We start from the raw sequence: 20,652 nt of genomic DNA, 5'->3' as shown, positions 1-20,652 counted from the left end.
CCTATTCGACATCTTCAGGAGTGCACAGTGCCAGGAACGAATCTCACCCGCGCCGAAGCCCAGGAGCGGGCGGCCATCGTCCGTACGGAGAGCTACGAGGTGGCGCTCGACCTCACGACCTCGGCGGAGACGTTCGCCGCAGTGACGACGGTGCGGTTCGCAGCCGAGCCGGGCGCCGAGACCTTCATCGACCTCATCGCCGATGCGGTCGAGAGCGTCAAGCTGAACGGCGAGCTGCTCGACCCGGCCGAGGTCTTCGCCGATTCGCGGGTGCGGCTGCCGGGTCTCGCCGCCGAGAACACGCTGACCATCGCGTCGACCCAGGCGTACACGAACACCGGCGAAGGCCTGCACCGCTTCGTCGACCCGGTCGACGGCGAGGTCTATCTCTACTCGCAGTTCGAGGTGCCCGATTCACGGCGCGTGTTCGCGGTGTTCGAGCAGCCCGACCTGAAGGCGACCTTCACCTTCTCGGTGACGGCGCCCGCGCGCTGGGAGGTCATCAGCAATCAGCCGACGCCCGAACCGGATGCGGCGGGCGAGGCGAACGGCGAGGCCATCGCCACCTGGAAGTTCGAGCCGACTCCGGTCATCTCGAGCTACATCACGGCGATCGTCGCCGGCCCGTACCACGTCGAGCGCTCGGAGCTCGAGAGCATCGACGGCCGCACCATCCCGCTCGGCGTCTTCTGCCGCGAGTCGCTCGCGGAGCACCTCGACGCCGATTACATCTTCGACAAGACCCGCGAGGGCTTCGCGTTCTTCGAGGGTCAGTTCGACTACCCGTACCCCTTCGACAAGTACGACCAGATGTTCGTGCCCGAGTTCAACGCCGGCGCGATGGAGAACGCGGGCGCGGTGACCTTCACTGAAGCGTACGTGTTCCGCAGCCAGGTCACCGACGCGATGCGCGAGCGCCGGGTCGTCACCATCCTGCACGAGCTCGCCCACATGTGGTTCGGCGATCTCGCGACCATGCGCTGGTGGAACGATCTGTGGCTGAACGAGTCGTTCGCCGAGTACATGTCGACCCTCGCGACCGCCGAGGCGACGGAGTGGTCGGAGTGCTGGACGACGTTCGTGGCGAGCGAGAAGTCGTGGGCGTACCGGCAGGACCAGCTGCCGTCGACGCACCCGATCGTCGCGCCGATCCGCGACCTCGAGGATGTGCTCGTCAACTTCGACGGCATCACCTATGCGAAGGGCGCGTCCGTACTGAAGCAGCTCGTCGCCTGGGTGGGCCGCGAGCCCTTCATGGCGGGTGTGCACGACTACCTCGTGAAGCACCATCACGCGAACACCGAGCTGCGAGACCTGCTCGTCGAGCTCGAGGCCCGCAGTGGGCGCGATCTCGCCGAGTGGTCGCAGCTGTGGCTCGAGACCGCCGGCGTCAACACGCTGCGCCCGGTCTTCGAGATCGACGGCGATGGCCGCTACACGGCATTCGCGATCTCGCAGAGCGCGAACGACGAGTACCCGACGCTTCGCCCGCACCGCATCGCCGTCGGCTTCTATTCGCTCGAGGGCGGGGTGCTGCGCCGCACCAAGCGCGTCGAGCTCGACATCGACGGCGCGCTGACCGAGGTGCCCGAGCTCGTCGGCGCCGATCGGCCGGACCTGCTGCTGCTCAACGACGACGACCTCAGCTATGCGAAGATCCGTCTCGACGAGGCGTCGCTCGAGACGGCAGCTGCGCATCTCGGGGACTTCGAGGAGTCGCTGCCGCGGTCACTGGTCTGGGGCACGCTCTGGGATGCGACGCGCAACGGCGAGTTCCCGGCCTCGCGGTTCATCGACATCGTGCTGCGCCACATCGACCGCGAGACCGCGTCGACCACGCTGCGCACGCTGCTGCAGCAGGTCTCGCTCGCGGCCGAGAACTACGTCGACCCGTCGCGAAGCGACTCGGCCGTGGCACGCGTCGCCGATCGGCTGTGGGAGCTCTCGGGCGCTGCGTCGGCCGGCTCGGACAACCAGTTCCAGTTCGTGCGCGTGTTCGCTCAGCTGGCACGCACGGATGCGCAGCTCGATCGCGTGATGCAGCTGCTCGACGAGTCGGTCTCGCTCGACGGCCTCGACATCGACACCGATCTCGGCTGGGAGCTGCTCATCGCGCTCGCCGCCGGCGGCCGTGCGACGGCCGAGGAGATCGATGCGGCCCTCGCCGACGATCGCACCGCGAGCGGCGAGCGCTCCGCGGCCCACGCGCGCGCCGCTCTGCCGACGCTCGCGGACAAGCAGGCGGCCTGGGAGTCGACGTTCGGCGCGCCGGGCGCATCGAACCTCGTCATCCGCTCGACCGGGCTCGGGTTCCTGCACACCGCCGATCTCGCGCTGCTGGCGCCGTTCGTGGAGCAGTACTTCTCGGCGCTGAACCGTGTGTGGGAGTCGCGCAGCTACGCGATCGCGGAGGAGCTGATCGACGGCTTCTACCCGTCGCCGTTGGCGAGCGCGGAGCTCGCGGAGACGACCCGCGGGTGGCTCGACGCGAACCCCGAGGCCCCGGCGGCGCTGCGGCGTCTCATCATCGAGCATCTCGCCGGCGTCGAGCGCGCGCTCGTCGCACAGGCCGCCGACCGCGCCGCGAACGGCGCGGAGGGCTAGGTGGACGGTGTCGACCAGGTGGAGGAAGTCGTGACGAACGCGTTCGTGTCGTTCCTACACACCTACCAGGCGCCGCTCACGGTGCTCGGCATCATCATCGTCGCGGTGCTGCTGAACTGGGTGCTGCGGCGCCTGCTCATGCGCACCGTGACGCAGATCGTGCGAGGGGTCAAGAAGGCGCAGGATGTCGATACGACGTCCGAGATCCAGGCCTCCCCGTACGTGAACGCGCGCGCCGTGCAGCGCACCCGCACGCTCGGCACCGTCGGCCGCGCGGTCATCACGTGGACGATCGTCGTCATCGCGCTGATCCTCATCCTCGGCACCATGGGCGTGAATCTCGGTGCCGTGCTCACCTCGGCGGGCATCGTTGCCGCGGGTCTCGCCTTCGGTGCGCAGAACATCGTGAAAGACATCTTGAACGGTATCTTCATGGTGTTCGAGGATCAGCTCGGCGTCGGCGACATCGTGCAGATCGGCGAGGTCAGCGGCACCGTCGAGGACGTGGGCATCCGCGTCACCCGCGTGCGTGCGATGGACGGCACGCTCTGGTTCATCCGCAACGGCGAGATCCTCACCCTCGGTAATTCGTCGCAGGGCTGGGGGCGCGCCCTCATCGACATCACCGTGCGGGCCGATAGCGACCTCGAGAAGGTCGAGCAGACCGCCATCGATGCGGCGCGCGCGATCCGCTCCAGCCCCGAGATCGCGCGCAAGGTGACGAGCGAGCCCGAGGTCTGGGGCGTCGAGAGCGCCTTCGGCGACCGCGCGACACTGCGCCTCGCGGTGCGCACGCGCCCGGAGGCGCAGTGGGCGGTGCAGCGCGCGCTCCGCGCCTCGCTCGTACGGCATTTCAACGAGGCCGGCATCAAGCTGGCCGAAGAGCTCCCCCGATTCCCAGGAGGCACGGCATGACCGAACAGCCCGTTCCCGGTGAGCGCGCGGCGACCGAAGGCGTCGCGCCCGCACCGAACCTGACGCTCCGATCGGGAATCGACGGCGATGCGCTGACCGAGACCTTCTGGCACCGGGTCGGCGGCACCGAGACCTTCGAGAGGCTCGTGCGCGCCTTCTACGCCGGCGTGCGCGAAGACCCCGAGCTCAACTTCATGTACCCGCAGGACGACTGGGAGGGCGCGATCTGGCGGCTGCGCACCTTCTTCGAGCAGTACTGGGGCGGCCCCACCGCCTATTCGGAGCAGCGCGGGCACCCGAGACTGCGCATGCGGCACGTCGCGTTCCCCGTCACGCCGCGGGCGCGCGACCGCTGGCTGCACCACATGAACGCCGCACTCGACGAGGTCGCCCTGCCGCCGATCTACGATGCCCCGTTCCGGGACTACGTCGACCGCGCGGCGACCGCCATGGTGAATCGCCTCGAGTAGCGCGCCGCTCATGCGATCGAGCGGCGACGGGGAGCACGCGAGGCGATCCCTGGCGCCGCACATCCCGCAGTCAATTTCAGAAAGCAGAAATACTCGATTAATTCACCCCTAAAATGTGCGATTCGGTCATGATTCGTGCCCCAAAGTGGAAGTAGCCCAACTCCCCGCAGCACCGGCGGGCGAGCAGCCACCACGCAAAGGAATCAACGATGACCGCCTTCCAAGACAACATCGCAGCAGTTCAGGAGCTCAAGCAGCAGGGCGGCGCAGGCTGGGATGCCATCGACCCCGAGTACGTCGCACGCATGCGTGCGCAGAACCGTTTCAGGACCGGGCTCGAGATCGCCCAGTACACGGCCGACATCATGCGCCGGGACATGGCCGAGTACGACGGCGACTCGTCGGTCTACACGCAGTCGCTCGGCGTCTGGCACGGCTTCATCGGCCAGCAGAAGCTGATCTCGATCAAGAAGCACCTGAAGAGCACGAACAAGCGCTACCTCTACCTGTCGGGCTGGATGGTCGCGGCGCTGCGCTCTGAGTTCGGCCCGCTCCCCGACCAGTCCATGCACGAGAAGACCTCGGTGCCCGACCTCATCGAGGAGCTCTACACCTTCCTGCGCCAGGCCGACGCCCGCGAGCTCGACCTGCTGTTCTCGCAGCTCGACGACGCCCGCCGCGCCGGCGACGACACGGCGGCCGAGTTCATCCAGTCGCAGATCGACAACTACGAGACCCACGTGGTGCCGATCATCGCCGACATCGACGCCGGCTTCGGCAACCCCGAGGCGACGTACCTGCTCGCGAAGAAGATGATCGAGGCCGGTGCGTGCGCGCTGCAGATCGAGAACCAGGTCTCCGACGAGAAGCAGTGCGGCCACCAGGACGGCAAGGTCACCGTGCCGCACGAGGACTTCATCGCGAAGCTGAACGCCATCCGCTACGCCTTCCTCGAACTCGGCATCGACAACGGCGTGATCGTGGCCCGCACCGATTCGCTCGGCGCCGGCCTCACGCAGAAGCTCGCCGTCAGCACGACCCCGGGCGACCTGGGCGACCAGTACAACTCGTTCCTCGACGTCGAGGAGATCTCGGAGGCCGATCTCGGTAACGGCGACGTCGTCATCAAGCGCGACGGCAAGCTGCTGCGCCCGAAGCGCCTCGCCTCGAACCTGTACCAGTTCCGCACGGGCACCGGTGAGGATCGCGTGGTGCTCGACTGCATCACGTCGCTGCAGAACGGTGCCGACCTGCTGTGGATCGAGACGGAGAAGCCGCACGTGGAGCAGATCGCCGGGATGGTCGACCGCATCCGCGAGGTCGTGCCGAACGCGAAGCTGGTCTACAACAATAGCCCGTCGTTCAATTGGACGCTCAACTTCCGCCAGCAGGCCTTCGATCAGATGACCGAAGAGGGACAGGACGTGTCGGCGTACGATCGCGACAAGCTCATGAGCGTCGAGTACGACGCGACCGAGCTCGCGCGCCTCGCCGATGAGAAGATCCGCACCTTCCAGAAGGACGCGTCGGCTCGCGCCGGCATCTTCCACCACCTCATCACCCTGCCGACCTACCACACGGCGGCGCTGTCGACCGACAACCTCGCGAAGGGCTACTTCGGCGACGAGGGCATGCTGACCTATGTGCGCGACGTGCAGCGCGAGGAGATCCGTCAGGGCATCGCGACGGTGAAGCACCAGAACATGGCGGGCAGCGACATCGGCGACAATCACAAGGAGTACTTCGCCGGCGAGGCCGCCCTCAAGGCGGGCGGCAAGGACAACACCATGAACCAGTTCGGCTGATCATCCTCTCCGATCGCAGAGCCGATCGGAAGCACCCGGGCGGGGGTCGCGGCTTCGGCCGCGGCCCCCGCTTCGCGGTCGTGGATTAGCCTGAACGGTATGAGCTCCTCCCCTGACGGTTCGCGGCCCGTGCCGTCCGATCTCGCCGGCCCGCCGCCCGAGATGATGCCGGTGCCGGCCGCCGTGCGGCGCGCGCTCGCAGCCCGCGGTCTCGGCGATGCGCGGCTGCGCCCGGTGTGGCGCAATGGCGTCGGCGGCCTGACGTTCGCGGTGGGCGGCGGTTCAGGCGGGCCTCTCGACAGGGATCGCCCCGCCGCGAAGTTCTTTGCGAAGTGGAACCCGGCCGGGTCGGGCGAGTCGCTCTCCGCCGAAGCGGAGCGCCTGCACTGGTTGCACGGCCGCCACTCGGCACCGACCGTTGTCGAGCTCATCGCGGACGGCGGCGAGGAGGTGATGCTGACGCGCGCGCTGCCCGGCGCCTCGGCGGTGGCGGAGCGCTGGAAGCGCGACCCCGGGACGGCGCTGCGCGCCCTCGGCGACGGACTGCGCCGGCTGCACGCGACGCCCGTCGCCGGCTGCCCGTTCGACTGGAGCGTCGAGTATCGCATCGCCGCCGCGGGAGTCGACGCCGAAGCCCTCGGGTCGGTGCCGCCCATCGACCGGCTCGTCGTCTGCCAGGGCGACCCGTGCGCACCGAACACCATCATCGCAGATGACGGTTCGTTCCTCGCCCATGTCGACCTCGGGCGGCTCGGCATCGCCGACCGCTGGGCCGACCTCGCCGTGATGACGATGTCGCTGGAATGGAACTACGCAGATTACGACGAGGCGGTCTTCTGGGAGGCCTACGGCGTCGCGCCCGACCCGGCGCGCATCGACTTCTACCGCGGGCTCTGGAACGCGGAGTAGCCGGCCCGCCTCACGCTCAGTAGTGGTATCGCGCTTGCAGAATGATGAGATCGTCGCCGTCCACGAGGTACACGAGACGGTGCTCCTCGGTGATGCGACGCGACCACGCTCCCTGCGCACCGTATTTGAGCTGTTCGGGCTTGCCGATCCCCTCGAACGGGTCGCGCAGGCAGGCATCGATGAGCGTATTGATGCGCTCCAGCACTCGTCGATCCGCGCTCTGCCAGTGCTTGTAGTCTTCCCATGCCGATCGGTCCCACGACAGGCGCATCATTCGTCTCTATCGAGCTCGTGTTCCTCAGCACCTCCGGTACGTGCGCGCTCGTAGGAATCGAGCAGCCTGCGCGCATTCGCCGGCGAGCGGAACAGGTACGCGGTCTCCTGCCATGCTGCGTACTCGTCGGCGGGCATCAAGACGGCGTTGCCTTTTCGAGAGACGATCTCGACGGCGTCGCGGTCGGCGTTGACGCGCTCGATCAGCGGAAAGAGTGTGCGTCGAGCCTCGCTCGCGGTGATTGACATGACCGGCCCCCGCCTCTCAACAAATTGTACGTGTTTATGGTACCACTGGCGCGAATGATGTTACGACGACACCGCAAACGATCGATGCGATACTGACGGGATGGATATCCACCTCACCGACGACGTCGCAGCCGACCGACTGCTCACCGAGAACCCGCTCGCCCTGCTCATCGGCATGCTGCTCGACCAGCAGGTCGCGATGGAGGTCGCCTTCGCCGGGCCGCTCAAAATGCAGCAGCGCCTCGGCGATATCACGGCCGAGCACCTCGCTTCGATCGATCCCGACGACTTCGAGGCGGCGTTCAAGCAGACCCCGGCCGTGCACCGCTTCCCCGGGTCGATGGCGGCGCGCGTGCAGAAACTCTGCCAAGGGCTGATCGATGAGTGGGGCGGCGACGCCGCGGCGATCTGGACGCAGGGCTCCCCCGACGGCAGGACAGTGCTGAAGCGACTCAAGTCACTGCCCGGCTTCGGCGATCAGAAAGCCAAGATCTTTCTCGCCCTGCTCGGCAAGCAGGTCGGCTTCGACGGGGCCGGGTGGCGCGAGGCCTCCGCCCCGTACGGCGCCGAGGGCACGCACATGAGCGTGGCGGACATCACGTCGCCCGAGACGCTGCTGCTGGTGCGCGAGGCGAAGCGCGCCGCGAAAGCCGCCGCGAAGCGCGGCTGAGCAGCACGGGCATTCGCCTCGCCATGGTCGAACTGCGCCTCGAGGCGATCGGTCCATTCAACCACCGGGCGGTGCTCGCCATGCTCACCGCCCATGCCGTGCCGGGCGTCGAAGCGGTCGACGGTGCGGTCTACCGGCGCCTGATCTCGGATGGCGGCGAAAGCGAGGCGCGGCCGGTGCTCATCGAGCTCGTCTTCGACCCGCACGGCCTCACGGCGCGCTTCGATGCGGAGCTCCGCGACCCGCACGGCACTGCCGCGATGCTGCGCCGATGGTTCGACCTCGACGCCGACATCGCAGCGATCGACGCCGCGCTCTCGCACGACCCGCTTCTCGGCCCGATGATCGCACGGCACCCGGGCGTGCGCATCACCGGCCATCCCGACGAGTTCGAAGCGGTCGCGGCCGCCATCATCGGGCAGCAGGTGTCACTCGCGGCGGCCCGCACCTTCTCGAGTCGCCTCGCTGCCGCTTTCGGCGCCGTCGCCGGCGCATGGCGCTCGCTGCCGACCGCTGCGGCGCTCGTGGATGCGGGCCCCGAGCGGATCCGTTCGCAGGTCGGCCTGACCAGGGCGCGCGCACGCGCCCTGCACGAGGTCGCGAAGCGTTGGGCGGGCGGACCGTTGCTTGCCGGCGCTGCTGCGGCCGAGGCGCGGGAAGCACTGCTCGCGATCCCTGGCGTCGGCCCCTGGACCGCCGACTGCCTGCTCGTGCGCGCGATGCAGTATCCGGATACGTTCGTGCCCGGCGACCTCGTCGCCCGTCGAGCTCTCGGCATGGACCAGAAGCAGGCCGCCGCGCGATCGGAAACCTGGGCCCCCTACCGCTCGTACGCACTGCTGCAGCTGTGGACGCACGCCTCGTACCTCTGAGGCTCCCCTGCGCCTGCGAAGAGACGACCGATCATAGTAACCTCGATATGTTCGCCCACGCGGCGTCCGCCTCCTTAGCTCAGTGGATAGAGCAACAGCCTTCTAATCTGTCGGTCACTGGTTCGAATCCAGTAGGGGGCACCATTATTTGGAATTGCCATGATCAGGAACTCCGTTCCTGGGAAGCGGTCGCACCTCGCTCCCCGCGAGAATCGCGAACGCGACGCGTTCGCTTCGAGATTCTCGCGCTGGTTCGAATCCAGCAGGGGGCACCGAGCGTTCTGCGAAGCATCGCTTCGCATGCGAGGCGACCCCAGCCGCCACAGCGGCTGCCTACGCGCGTGTTTTCGGCCGCTCGCATGAGGACGGACGGACTCGCCGCCCGAACCGACGGAGTGCTGGGCCGGATAGGATCGCAGGGTGCCCCGAACCTCCAGAGCCCCGCTTCCGTTCGAGGTTTGGGCCCTGGTAGCGGGCGCCTTCGCGGTTGCCCTCGGCTACGGCGTGGTCGCCCCGGCTATCCCTCAGTTCGCCCTCGAGTTCGGTGTTTCGAAGTTCGCCGCCTCGGCGATCGTGAGCGCCTTCGCGCTCATGCGACTGGTCTCAGCGCCATTCGCGGGGTGGATCGTGGCGCGCATCGGCGAGCGGCTCACCTACACGATCGGCATCCTGATCGTCGCGCTCTCGACCGGAGCCACGGCGCTCGCGGCCGACTACACGCAGTTCATCGTGCTGCGCGGTGCGGGCGGTGTCGGGTCTGCCATGTTCACCGTCGCCGCCACCGCGCTGCTCGTCAAGGTCAGCCCGCCCGACTCGCGCGGGCGCGTCGCGAGCCTCAATGCCGCCGGGTTTCTGCTCGGCGGCCTGCTCGGGCCGGTATTCGGCGGCATCGTCGCGGGCTTCGGACTGCGCGCGCCGTTCGTGTTCTACTTCCTCACCCTGCTCGTGGCCGCCGCTGTCGTCGCGATCGCGCTCAGGCGGTCGACGTTCGCCGGCGGCCCGGCCGCCGGCGCCACCGACGCGGCACCGGTCGGCCTCACGGAGGCGCTGCGTGTTCCGCAGTACCGATCGCTGCTCCTGTCGGTGTTCGCCTTCGGTTGGGCATCGTTCGGCGTGCGCATCTCGGTCATCCCGATCTTCGTCGCGGTCGTCTACGGCGGCGACGCGGCGGATGCCGCCTGGGTGCTCGCGGGTTACGCTGCCGGCAATGCGCTGCTGATCTTCCCCTCGGGCCGCTGGACCGATACCGTCGGCCGCAAGCCGCTGCTCGTCACCGGCATGGCCGTGCTCGCGGCGAGCTACTTCGTCTTCCCGGCTTCGCCGTCGCTGTGGGCGGCGATCGCGCTCATGGCCGTCGCGGGCGCCGGTTCGGCGCTCGTGAACCCGGGTCAGCAGGCCGTGCTCGCCGATGTGCTCGATCAGCGCCCGGGCGGCAACGTGGTCGCCGCGTACTCGATGATGACCGACCTCGGAGGGGTGCTCGGACCGCTCATCGCGGGCGCGATCCTCGATCTCGCGGGGTTCGGGTGGGCGTTCGGCGTCACCGCAGCGCTGATCGTCGCTGCCCTGATCGGGTGGGTGTTGGTGCGCGACCTCGCACCGGCGAACCGTTCCCCGGAAGATTAGGCGGCGCGTCGGAGCGGTGCCCCGTGGCCGGGCTCAGCTAGTCAGTAGCACTGCTTTCGCGGGCGGGGAGCATCTACTGACCAGCTGCGCTCATAAGAATGAGGGGCCAGGGATCGCCGGGCCTCAGCCTTCGAGGTCGTCCACCCCGGGCATCCAGGTGAGCCCGGGCACGCCCCACCCGTTCTTGCGCCGCGCCTTCTGCGCCCCCTTGCTCTCGGGGTGCACGAGGCGGTCGACGTAGAGCAGCCCGAGCAGGTGGTCGTACTCGTGCTGCATGATGCGCGCGAACCAGCCGCTCGTCTCGAGCTCGAACCACTCGCCGTCGATGTCCTGCGCGCGCAGCAGCGCGCGCTCGGAGCGGCGCAATGCGAAGCGCTCGCCGGGGAACGAGAGGCAGCCCTCGACGTCCTCCTCGTCGGGCAGGCCGGGCTCGGGCGGCGAGATCCAGAGCGTCGGGTTGATCGCGACGCCGCGCGCCGGTGCTTCCTCCTGATCGTCGTACATCCAGACGAAGATGCGCTTGCCGATGCCGACCTGGGGCGCTGCGAGCCCCACACCGGGCGCGCGCTCGCAGGTTTCGAACATGTCGCTCACGAGTTCGCGCAGACCGTCGTCGAACTCGGTAACGGTCTCGGCGGGGCGGTGCAGCACGGGCTCGCCGCAGATCGTGATGGGAAGAACTGCCATGTGCTCAAGCCTAGTAAAGTTGCAGCTATGTCGAATACGCCCGCTGAGCAGATTGTCTGGATCGATTGCGAGATGACGGGGCTCGACACCGATCGAGACGGTCTCTGCGAGATCGCCGTGATCGTCACCGATTTCGATCTCGAGCCGCTCGATGCGGGGTTCGAGATCGTCATCGACCCGGGCGCTGCAGCACTCGAGCAGATGAACGACTTCGTGCGGTCGATGCACGAGAAGTCGGGGCTGCTCCCCCGCATCGAATCGGGCGCTTCGGTGGCCGACGCCGAGCAGCAGGTCCTCGACTACGTGAACCGCTTCGTCGGCCCGGGCCGACGGCCGCTCGTCGCGGGCAACACCATCGGCATGGATCGTCGCTTCATCGCGAAGTACATGCCGACGCTCGAAGAGCGGCTGCACTACCGCAGCATCGATGTCTCCACGATCAAGGAGCTGGCGCGCCGCTGGTACGTGCCCGCCTACTTCGGAGCGCCCGAGAAGCGCGGCGGCCACCGTGCGCTGGCCGATATCGCCGAGTCTATCCAGGAGCTCGCGTACTTCCGCAGGACGGTGATGGTCGAGGGATCGGGCCCCGACAAGGTCGTCTCGGCCCAGGCCGCCGAAGAAGTCGGCGCACGCTACGCCGCGCTCATCGACGGCGACTCCGCGATCTCGGAGTAGTCCCGCGTAGGGTGGGCCGCATGAACGCACCTGCCGAAACCGCACCGCAGCTCGAAGCGCTCGACGAGACCGGCATCGGCCGCGTGCTCGTCGTCGTCGCCCACCCCGACGACCCCGAGTACGGCACCTCTGCCGCCGCCGCCGAATGGACCGCTCGCGGCATCGAAGTCGGGTATCTGCTGCTCACCACCGGCGAAGCCGGCATGCAGCGCCCGCCCGAGGAGGCGGCGCCGCTGCGCGCGCAAGAACAGCGGAAGGCATGCACGGAAGTGGGAGTCGAACACCTCACCATCCTCGATTTCCCCGACGGCATGCTCCAGTACGGTATCGAGCTGCGCCGAGCGATCGCACGCGAGATCCGACGCTTCCGCCCCGATGCCGTGATCACCGGCTCCGGAGCGCTCGTCGTGCCCTGGGGCCTCGATCATGCCGACCACCGGGCGACCGGGCTCGCGACGATCGATGCGGTGCGCGACGCGGACAACCGCTGGCTCTTCACGGAGCAGCTGCAGGACGAGGGGCTCGCACCCTGGGGCGCGACGTGGCTGCTGCTCACCGGCGCCGAACCGAACTGCGCGGTTGCGATCTCCGAGCGATCGGTCCGTCGCGCCGTGGCCTCGCTCTCGGCCCACCGCGCCTACCTCGCCGACCTGCCGTGGCACGATGCTCCGGAAGACCTGATCCCTGGCGTGCTCGCCCAGGCGGGGTCGCAGGCAGGGGCGCCGTTCGCGGTCGCGTTCCAGGCCCATCGCCTGCGCGCGTAGCAGTTCGAGCGTCATCCCACCAGGGGTGGACCGTTACCGAATCGTTGCATAACCTGGATGCACACGATGAGGAACTTTCAGATGCCGACGGGAACCGACGCGAGGACCGGCCGGGTGCAGGCTCGGCCGGCGGGTAGCGCCGTGCGGCGCGACGTGCAGGGGCTCCGCACCATCGCCGTCGGGCTCGTGCTCATCTACCACCTCGCGCCGCAGCATCTGAGCGGCGGCTACATCGGCGTCGATATCTTCTTCGTCATCTCGGGCTTCCTCATCACCGGGCAGATCCTCGGCGAGCTCGACCGCTCCGGACGCATCGATCTGCCGCGGTTCTGGGCCCGCAGAGCGAGACGCCTGCTGCCCGCCGCGATGGTCGTGCTCATCGTGACCGTCGCCGGGGTCTACGCCTTCGTACCGACCGGGCTCACGCCGGCCTTCCTCGCGCAGGTCGCCGCCGCGACCGGCTATGCCGAGAACTGGATGCTCGCCGCACAGGCCGTCGACTATTCCGCTGCCGGTGCCGCGGCCTCACCGGTGCAGCACTACTGGTCGTTATCGGTCGAGGAGCAGTTCTACATCGTCTGGCCGCTGGCTGCGGTGCTCGCGATCGCGATCGCCGCGAAGCTGCGGGCCCGCTCTCGCGACCGCGCGCCGGGCCTGCGCGTACCGGGGCCCGCAGGCGTCTTCGCCGCGCTGATCGTCGTCATCGCGCTGCTCTCATTCGGGCATTCGATCGCCGAGACCGCCGCGAACCCCTCGTGGGCGTACTTCTCGACCGCGACGCGGGCATGGGAGTTCGCGTTCGGCGGCGTGCTCGCCTGGCTCGCGGCCGCACGTCCCGCGTGGCCCCGTGCGCTGCAGCGGATCGACCCGCGGCTGCGCATGGGCGCGGTGTGGGCGGGCGTGGCGGGCATCGTCGTCACCGCGCTCGTTTATTCGGATGCGACACCGTTCCCCGGCGCGACGGCCCTGCTCCCCGTCGTATCGACCCTGCTCATCGTCGCTGCAGCAGAACCGGGCGGCCCCGGATCGCTCCAGCCGCTCCTCGCCTCACGGCCGATGCAGTGGCTCGGCGACGCCTCGTACGGCATCTATCTCTGGCACTTCCCATTCATCGTGCTCGCCCCGTACCTGCTCGGCCGCCCGCTCGATTTCTGGACCGGCTGCATCGTCGTCGTGGCGACGCTCGGCGCTGCGGCCCTGTCGAAACGATACGTCGAAGACCCGTTCCGCTTCGGCCCTGCCCGACGATGGAGCAACCGGCGCTCGCTCGCCTTCGCGGGAGGCGGCATGGCCGTGCTGATCGGGCTCACGCTCGGCGGCTTCGGGGTCGCGAAGCAGGATGTCGCGGCGGCGCAGCAGAGCATCGCCGCGGACCTCCGCGTCGCCGATCGGTGCACGGGTGCAGGCGCGCTCGACACCGGATCGGGATGCGAGGCAGTGCCCGATCTCGAGCCGACGCCGGGCATCGACCTGGTCGCCGACCGCCCCGAGAGCTGTCTGTCGAACGTCGCGGGCGATCAGCTGCTCGTTTGCGAGTACGGCGCACCGGTGGGCGAGGCCGAGCGCACGGTCGCGCTCCTCGGCGATTCCCACGCCGAGCAGTGGCTCACCCCGCTCAAGCGCATCGCCGAGCGCGAGAACTGGCATCTCGTGGTGATGGCGAAGGGATCGTGCCCGTTCACGACCGCCGAGCGCGACTACGTCACGAAACCGGAGGCCCAGAACGAGAAGCTGCGGGCCGACTGCAGCAGTTGGAACGATCAGGTCATCGAGGCTCTCGAGGAGCGCCCCGAGATCGACACGATCGTGACCTCCGCGAAAGCCGCGAACCGCGTCGTCTCGAATGCGGAGGATTGGCAGGATGCCGCCGTACTCGGCTACGAGGAGCGCTGGCAGCAGCTGCCCGGAAGCGTGCGCGGCGTCGTGGCGATCGCCGACACCCCGCAGATGCCCGAGGACGTGCTGCAATGCGTGGGCGAGAACGGCGAGAAGGCCGCGAGCGCGTGCGCGGCACCCGCGACGGAGCAGCCGGAGGACGACCCGCTGCTGCGCGCCGCGGCGGTCAGCCGCAATGTCGAAACCGTCGACATGGGCCAGTACTTCCGCTCGGGCGAGGAGCACCCTCCGGTGCTCGGCGGCGTACTGGTCTATCGCGATTCGCATCACATCAGCTGGGCCTACGCCGAGACGCTCACCGATGCGCTCGCCGAACGGCTCGACCCCGCAATGCCGGAGCTGTCAAACGCGCCGACTGCCGCCGATGCACCCGGGTAGGCGCGCGGGACGTTCTGCTCGCAGAGAGCACCGTGTCCCGCGCGCCGAAGCTCAGGGAAGAGGTACGGTGCCGACCAGGCCGACGGAGTGGCCGGCGTTGATCACGACCATGACCTCGTCCTCGACGCGCTCGCGCGAGAGCGAGATCCTGCCGCGATACACTCCGGGCTGATCATCGACCGGCAGCAAGATGTGCCCGTCGGCCCACACCTCGGCGCGCGTGCCCGTCTCTCCGTCGATGCGCACCTCGACATCCCACGACCGCCCGTGCTGGTCGATCTTCACCGTATAGTCGATCTCGTCCGGAATCGGCGCAGCCTCGCCCGCCGTGATCTGGTTGCTCGGCAGCGACGGCGTCAGGAAAGCCGGCTGACGGTGGTGCGTGGCCTGCTCGTAGGCGTAGGCGTAGTCGAGCAGGGCGTCATCGGTGTAGGCGGCGCCCGCGAATGTGAGCCCGACCGGCATCTGCGTGTCGTGCATGTGGCCCATCGGCACCGTCACGGTCGGAATGCCGAGATGGCGCAGCACGCGGTTGCCGTTCGAGTAGACGACGCCGTTCAGCGAGGCGTACTCGAGGCTCTCCACCCGCGTGAACAGATCGTCGCGGCCGACATCGCCCGCCGCCGGGAATACGACGAAGTCGAGTCCCTCTGCCACCAGCCAATCCTCGAAGTCGAGCTTGCGCGCCTCCTCGAGGCCGCGCAGCAGGTGGTCGAGGCCCGGCACGTCGTCGTAGGAGTCGGGGATGCCGCCCTTCACGATCTCGGCGAGGCGCTGCCAGTCGAACCCGGCGCGCGCCCGCGTCACCCATACGGGAATGGGCTCGTCCTTCTCCGGGAACACGGTGTCGCCGTCGACGTCGGCCCAGGTGTTGAGATTGGGGTCGGCGTTCTCGCGCAGGAACATGTCGAGCGCCATCGCGGTGACGACGCCGCCCTCGATCGCCCGCCAGTCCTTCGGCACCAGGCCGCGTTCGGGCAGTCCCTGGGCCCCCGGCCGGTCGACCTCGTAGTTCGAGACGACCGGGAAGTCGACCTCGACCACTTCGGCCCCGAGATCGCGGAGCTCTGCGGCGGCCGCATCCCAGAGCCGACGGACGCTGGGGCGGATCACCGGCGGGTCGATCGCATCGGGGTCTTCGCCGATGTACATCTTCGGCACACCGATGCGCATACCGTCGAGGCGCTCCGGGCGCGGGCGGGCGATGGGGCGGCGGAACACCTGGTCGGGCTGCGGCAGCGAGACCACATTCTGCTGGCGCCAGAACTCGCCCTCCTGATTCTCGTCAGCCTCGGTGAGCACGTCGAGCAGCAGCAGCAGGTCATCGACCGTGCGCGTGTGCGGCACCACGACGTCGCAGCTCGGGCGCAGCGGCCAGTTGCCCCGCAGCGACAGCATGCCGCGCGACGGCGTGTACGCGACGAGTCCGTTGTTCGAGGCGGGCGAGCGGCCCGACGACACCGTCTCCTCGGCCATACCGAAGGCGCACATGCTCGATGCCGTCGCGGTCGCCGAGCCGTTCGACGAGCCCGAACCATACGCTCCGGTGAGGTAGAGCGGATTGTACGGGCTGCGCGCGTAGTCGTAGACGCCGGGCTGGATGCCGCCCGCCGCCATCGGCGGCATGTTGGTCTTGCCGATGAGCACCGCACCCGCCGCGCGCAGTTGGGCGACCGATGCCGCGTCCTCGTTCGAGACGAGGTCGACGAGCGCCTCGCTGCCCGAGGCGACCGTCATCCCCCTGACCTTGTAGCTGTCCTTCACCGTGAAGGGAACGCCCTCGAGCTTGCCGGCCTCGCCGCGCCGCCGGCGCTCGTCCGAGGCGATGGCCTCCGCCATGCAATCGGGGTTGATCAGCGGCACGGCCTTGAGGCATTGGCCCGACCGGTCGTAATATGCGATGCGGTTCAGGTAGGCGCAGACCAGGTCGACGCTGGTCACCTTCCCCGAATCGAGTTCATCCAGCATCTCGGAGATGCTCATTTCCAGGACGTCGATCTTCTGCACCGCACTCGCTCCTTCAGCAACACTCTGACTTCTTCGTCACGTGCGGTGCACCTGCGCCGCACGTCTCGCGAACGATGACTGCGCACCCGCATGAAACCGCGGCAGTGCAGTCATTGCTCAGTGTAGACCTCGGGCTCGCCCGGCCACCAGGATGGGCTCGGTGCGGCGCGGCGCCGCATACCCGCGGCTCGGGACCGCGGCGAGACGGCGGGAAAACAAGAATGGCGAGATCTTTCGATCCCGCCATTCTCGATTCGCGTGCGCGGAGGGGGACTTGAACCCCCACGCCCTAATACGGGCACTAGCACCTCAAGCTAGCGCGTCTGCCATTCCGCCACCCGCGCGAATCTTGTTCGGACTTTCATCGGCCGAACAGAGAATAACTTAGCACGGTTCCGGCGAGCAATGCGAATCGCTTCCGGAACTCGCGCGCGCCGCACCTTCGCACCCCGACTCGGGGGTCAGTCCGGGCGCCCGATGGCGGCGATCTGCGCTCCGGTCGCGGCGACGAGGTGCGCGGGCGCGAGTTCGAGGTCGAGGCCGCGGCGACCGCCCGAGACGAGCACCGTTTCATGCTCCTCGGCGCTCCGATCCAGCACGGTCGGCAGCCGCGCACGCTGCCCGATCGGGCTGATGCCGCCGACGACGTACCCGGTGCGGCGCTCCGCGACCGCCGGGTCGGCCATCGATGCGCGTTTGCCCCCGACCGCGGCGGCGAGGGCCTTCAGATCGAGTTTGCCCGACACCGGCACGATGCCCACGACGAGCGCCCCGTCGACGTCCGCGAGCAGCGTTTTGAACACCCGTTCCGGTGAGATGCCGAGCATTGCCGAGGCTTCTCCCCCGAAATCGGTGACGGCGGGGTCGTGCGCGTACGCGCGCACGGTGTACGGAACCCCCAGAGTATCGAGGGCTTTCGTCGCCGGTGTCGCCGATCCTGCTCGCTTCTTCGCCATCGTTCCAGGATACGGCGCGCCGCTACGGCCGCAGTCGACGACGCAGCAGGTCGATACGCTTCTGCAGCTGGGTCACCGACGCCTGCGGCACGGCGGGTCCGCCGCAGACGCGGCGCAGCTCGGTGTGGATGTCCTTATGGAACTCTCCCGACACCTTGGCGTACATGCCGACAAGCGAGCTCAGCAGCTTGCGCTGCTCGCCGAGCGTGCGGTGCAGCGCCTCGGGGGCCTCGGCCTTCTCGGGCGGATGCTCGAGCAGCCCCTGCCGGCCGGCGCTGCGCCTCGCCTGTCGCGCCTGCCGCTGCTGCAGCAGGGCCTTCACCTCCTGCGGTTCGAGCAGCCCGGGGAATCCGAGGAAGTCGAGCTCCTCCTCGCTCTCGACCTCTGCATAGCCGCCGAACTCCGCCCCGTCGAAGACGGCGCGGTCGAAGTGCGCATCCGAGGCGAGGGCCTGGTAGACGAACCCTTCGCCTTCGAGCTCCCCCGAGGCGCGATCCTCGCGCTCCGCCTCCGCCATGAGCGCCGCCTCGGCGTCCCACATCTCCTCGGCGCTCTTCGGGCCCTCGAGCACATGGCCGCGCTCCTTCTCCAGCTCTGCCGCGAGCTGCATGAGGGCCGGAACGTTCGGAATGAACACGGAGGCGACCTCGCCGCGACGGCGCGAACGCACGAAGCGGCCGATCGCCTGTGCGAAGAAGAGCGGCGTCGACGAGCTCGTCGCGTACACGCCGACGGCGAGGCGCGGTACGTCCACGCCCTCCGACACCATGCGCACGGCGACCATCCAGCGCCGCATCTTGTTCTTGCCCATCGAGAACTCGTCGATCTGCTCCGATGCCGTCGCGTCGTCCGAGAGGATGAGCGCGACCGGCTCCCCGGTGATCTCGTGCAGCTGGGCCGCATAGGATTTGGCGGCGGCATGATCGGTCGCGATGACGAGACCACCGGCGTCCGGAATCTGCAGACGCACCTCGGTGAGTCTGCGGTCGGCGGCGCGCAGCACCTTCGAGATCCATTCACCGGCGGGGTCGAGCGCCGTGCGCCAGGCCTGCGAGGTGATGTCTTTCGTGTTGCCCTCGCCGAGGGCGGCCTCCATCTCTTCGCCGGCCGACGTCTGCCAGCGCATCTTGCCGGCGTAGACCATGAAGATGACGGGCCGCACGATCCCGTCGGCGAGCGCGCGGCCGTAGCCGTAGTCGTAGTCGGTGAGCGAGACGCGCGAGCCATCGCCCTGCGGCTGGTACTGCACGAACGGGATGGGCGCCTCGTCGGAGCGGAAGGGCGTGCCGGTCAGCGAGAGGCGGCGCTTCGCAGTGCCGTAGGCCTCGCGGATCGCGTCGCCCCAGCTGAGGGCGTCGCCGCCGTGGTGCACCTCGTCGAGGATGACGAGCGTGTCGGCGCTCTCGGTGAGCCGCCGGTGCTGCACCGGCTTCATGGCGATCTGCGCGTAGGTCACGGCGACGCCGTGGTAGTGGCGACCGTAGCCGAGGCCGTCGCTGTTCGAGTAGTTCGGGTTCAAGCGGATGCCCGCGCGTGCCGCGGCGTCGGCCCACTGGGTCTTCAGGTGCTCGGTCGGAGCGACGACGATGATCTGGCTCACCACGTGGGTGGAGCGGAGGATCGCGGCGAGGCGGAGCGCGAAGGTCGTTTTGCCGGCGCCGGGTGTTGCGGAGGCGAGGAAGTCGCGCGGGTTCTCGTCGAGGTAGAGGCGAATCGCCTCCTCCTGCCATTTCCGCAGTGTGCCGGCGGTGCCGTGGGCGGCGCGTTCGGGGTATGCCGGGGGCAGGTGTTCGGCGGCACTCGTCCCGGGGAGATGGAGCGGGCCGGTTTCTGTCACAGCGTTCTAGTGTATCCGAGGCGGCCGACACACTGCCTCAGCGGGCGGAGTACTGACGGCCGGTGCAGCCCCCGGCATCGGGCAGCACCGGTCGTCTGCGACGGATCGCTGTGCGGAGCGCGACCCCTGTCGCACGTTCAGTCGATCTCGGGCCTCGGGAACACCCGTGGTTCGAGGTCGAGCGAGCGCACGTGCTCGGCGATCTCGCCACAGCTCGTGAGCCAGAGATCGGACATCCCCGCCATCGTCTCGAGCAGGGTTTCGAGCGCGCGCATTCGACCGAGCCTCCCGCTGAGGAAGGGGTGGATGGTCAGCGTGAAGCAGGATTCGTAGCGGTGCGACTCTGCGAGCTCGCCCTGCCACATCGAGAGCGCCTTCGCCGGGTCCTCGATGACGCCGGGCCCGAACACATCGGGTACGAATGCGAACTGCTCCCAGTCGTCGAGGGCCCACGACACCGGGATCTCGACGAGGGAGCGTGCGCCGGCTCCGGGGCGCTCCGCGAGCTCGTACGGCAGGTCGGAGTCCATCATGCTCGAGTCGTACAGGAAGCCGCGGTCGAGCAGGATCTCGGCGGTCGAGTACGACGTCTCCCAGAGCGGCGCCCGGTATCCGACCGGGCGGATACCGAGCACCCGTTCGAGCGATTCGAGACCGCGGTCGATGATGGCGGCCTCCTCATCGTACGAGAGCCCGGCCATCGCCTCGTGCATGTACCCGTGGTGGGCGATCTCGTGCCCGGCATCGCGGATGCGCTTCAGGAGGTCGGGATATCGCTCGACGGTGTAGCCGGGGGCGAAGAAGGTGGCGCGCACGTCGAAGCGCTGGAGCAGATCGAGCACGCGCGGCACGCCGGTGAGCGCACCGTAGGCCTGGTGGCTCATGACCGACAGGCGGTCGCGGGTGCCCCGATCAATCGTGAGCGCGACATCCTCGGAATCGAGGTCGAACCCGAGGTTGGCGGCCGAGCGGAATCCCTTCGGCCAGGCGATCGGTGCGGCAGGCCTCGTGGCGTCTGCGGTGAACTGCTGGGTCATGACTGCGTCCTCTCTCGGTGCT

General features: G+C 68.6%; 18 protein-coding genes and 2 tRNA genes. 12 read left to right on the top strand and 8 right to left on the bottom strand.

Going from position 1 to position 20,652, the window contains the following annotated elements:
- The first annotated feature begins 27 nt into the window (after positions 1–27).
- From pepN to ACUYTF_RS10840, 5 genes are all read left to right on the top strand, one after another.
- A complete protein-coding gene (pepN, locus tag ACUYTF_RS10860; RefSeq protein ID WP_449279805.1) occupies positions 28–2,604 on the top strand; it encodes an aminopeptidase N in 2,577 nt (858 codons plus the stop codon).
- Complete coding sequence (locus tag ACUYTF_RS10855) at positions 2,605–3,519, top strand: mechanosensitive ion channel domain-containing protein (protein ID WP_434143676.1); 915 nt, start codon at positions 2,605–2,607, stop codon at positions 3,517–3,519.
- A complete protein-coding gene (locus ACUYTF_RS10850) occupies positions 3,516–3,989 on the top strand; it encodes a globin (protein ID WP_434143674.1) in 474 nt (157 codons plus the stop codon). Before ACUYTF_RS10855 ends, ACUYTF_RS10850 begins: the two co-directional genes overlap by 4 nt.
- A 209-nt stretch (positions 3,990–4,198) precedes the next feature.
- On the top strand, positions 4,199–5,794 hold the full coding sequence (locus ACUYTF_RS10845; protein ID WP_449279804.1) for an isocitrate lyase: 1,596 nt from the start codon (positions 4,199–4,201) through the stop codon (positions 5,792–5,794).
- A 99-nt stretch (positions 5,795–5,893) separates the two neighbouring features.
- Complete coding sequence (locus tag ACUYTF_RS10840; protein ID WP_449279803.1) at positions 5,894–6,703, top strand: phosphotransferase; 810 nt, start codon at positions 5,894–5,896, stop codon at positions 6,701–6,703.
- 16 nt (positions 6,704–6,719) lie between these two features.
- Here ACUYTF_RS10840 and ACUYTF_RS10835 read toward each other — a convergent pair whose 3' ends face one another.
- Complete coding sequence (locus ACUYTF_RS10835) at positions 6,720–6,974, bottom strand: Txe/YoeB family addiction module toxin (protein ID WP_449279802.1); 255 nt, start codon at positions 6,972–6,974, stop codon at positions 6,720–6,722.
- The gene (locus tag ACUYTF_RS10830) at positions 6,974–7,225 is read right to left on the bottom strand and encodes a type II toxin-antitoxin system Phd/YefM family antitoxin (RefSeq protein WP_449279801.1); all 252 of its coding nucleotides are present in this window, start codon (positions 7,223–7,225) and stop codon (positions 6,974–6,976) included. Before ACUYTF_RS10830 ends, ACUYTF_RS10835 begins: the two co-directional genes overlap by 1 nt.
- 100 nt (positions 7,226–7,325) lie before the next feature.
- On the opposite strand from ACUYTF_RS10830, the gene ACUYTF_RS10825 reads away from it, so the two are divergent.
- The 4 genes from ACUYTF_RS10825 (at position 7,326) to ACUYTF_RS10810 (ending at position 10,393) form a co-directional block, all read left to right on the top strand.
- On the top strand, positions 7,326–7,895 hold the full coding sequence (locus ACUYTF_RS10825; RefSeq protein WP_434143666.1) for an HhH-GPD-type base excision DNA repair protein: 570 nt from the start codon (positions 7,326–7,328) through the stop codon (positions 7,893–7,895).
- A gap of 23 nt (positions 7,896–7,918) precedes the next feature.
- Complete coding sequence (locus ACUYTF_RS10820) at positions 7,919–8,767, top strand: DNA-3-methyladenine glycosylase family protein (protein WP_449279800.1); 849 nt, start codon at positions 7,919–7,921, stop codon at positions 8,765–8,767.
- 68 nt (positions 8,768–8,835) lie between these two features.
- A tRNA-Arg gene (locus tag ACUYTF_RS10815) sits at positions 8,836–8,911 on the top strand.
- Between the two features lie 276 nt (positions 8,912–9,187).
- Positions 9,188–10,393 (top strand): MFS transporter, encoded by a 1,206-nt coding sequence (locus ACUYTF_RS10810; RefSeq protein WP_449279799.1) that lies wholly within the window; start codon positions 9,188–9,190, stop codon positions 10,391–10,393.
- A gap of 123 nt (positions 10,394–10,516) precedes the next feature.
- Here the strand turns inward: ACUYTF_RS10810 and def are convergent, their stop codons facing one another.
- Entirely contained in the window at positions 10,517–11,080 is a 564-nt protein-coding gene (gene def, locus ACUYTF_RS10805; protein ID WP_434143660.1) for a peptide deformylase, read from the bottom strand.
- A gap of 27 nt (positions 11,081–11,107) precedes the next feature.
- Here def and orn point away from each other — a divergent pair, with 27 nt between their 5' ends.
- From orn to ACUYTF_RS10790, 3 genes are all read left to right on the top strand, one after another.
- Positions 11,108–11,755 carry an oligoribonuclease gene (gene orn, locus ACUYTF_RS10800; RefSeq protein ID WP_449279798.1) on the top strand — a complete coding sequence of 216 codons (648 nt, stop codon included), beginning with the start codon at positions 11,108–11,110 and terminating at the stop codon, positions 11,753–11,755.
- Positions 11,756–11,775: 20 nt separating this feature from the next.
- Positions 11,776–12,519, top strand: a complete 744-nt coding sequence (locus ACUYTF_RS10795; protein ID WP_449279797.1) for a PIG-L deacetylase family protein — start codon at positions 11,776–11,778, stop codon at positions 12,517–12,519.
- Positions 12,520–12,600: 81 nt separating this feature from the next.
- Positions 12,601–14,793 carry an acyltransferase family protein gene (locus tag ACUYTF_RS10790; RefSeq protein ID WP_449279796.1) on the top strand — a complete coding sequence of 731 codons (2,193 nt, stop codon included), beginning with the start codon at positions 12,601–12,603 and terminating at the stop codon, positions 14,791–14,793.
- A gap of 51 nt (positions 14,794–14,844) precedes the next feature.
- Here ACUYTF_RS10790 and ACUYTF_RS10785 read toward each other — a convergent pair whose 3' ends face one another.
- The 5 genes from ACUYTF_RS10785 to ACUYTF_RS10765 form a co-directional block, all read right to left on the bottom strand.
- A complete protein-coding gene (locus tag ACUYTF_RS10785; protein WP_434143654.1) occupies positions 14,845–16,800 on the bottom strand; it encodes an amidase in 1,956 nt (651 codons plus the stop codon).
- A gap of 259 nt (positions 16,801–17,059) precedes the next feature.
- Positions 17,060–17,144: transfer RNA gene (locus ACUYTF_RS10780), tRNA-Leu, on the bottom strand.
- A gap of 117 nt (positions 17,145–17,261) precedes the next feature.
- A complete protein-coding gene (gene ybaK / locus ACUYTF_RS10775; RefSeq protein WP_434143652.1) occupies positions 17,262–17,756 on the bottom strand; it encodes a Cys-tRNA(Pro) deacylase in 495 nt (164 codons plus the stop codon).
- 22 nt (positions 17,757–17,778) lie between these two features.
- A complete protein-coding gene (locus tag ACUYTF_RS10770; protein WP_434143651.1) occupies positions 17,779–19,593 on the bottom strand; it encodes a DEAD/DEAH box helicase family protein in 1,815 nt (604 codons plus the stop codon).
- Between the two features lie 137 nt (positions 19,594–19,730).
- The gene (locus ACUYTF_RS10765) at positions 19,731–20,630 is read right to left on the bottom strand and encodes a polysaccharide deacetylase family protein (RefSeq protein ID WP_434143650.1); all 900 of its coding nucleotides are present in this window, start codon (positions 20,628–20,630) and stop codon (positions 19,731–19,733) included.
- Positions 20,631–20,652 lie beyond the last annotated feature (22 nt).

The sequence above is a fragment of the Leucobacter sp. GX0328 genome, assembly GCF_053567315.1.
Note: the sequence above shows the minus strand (reverse complement) of the source record. Positions and strands in the feature narration are given on the sequence as shown.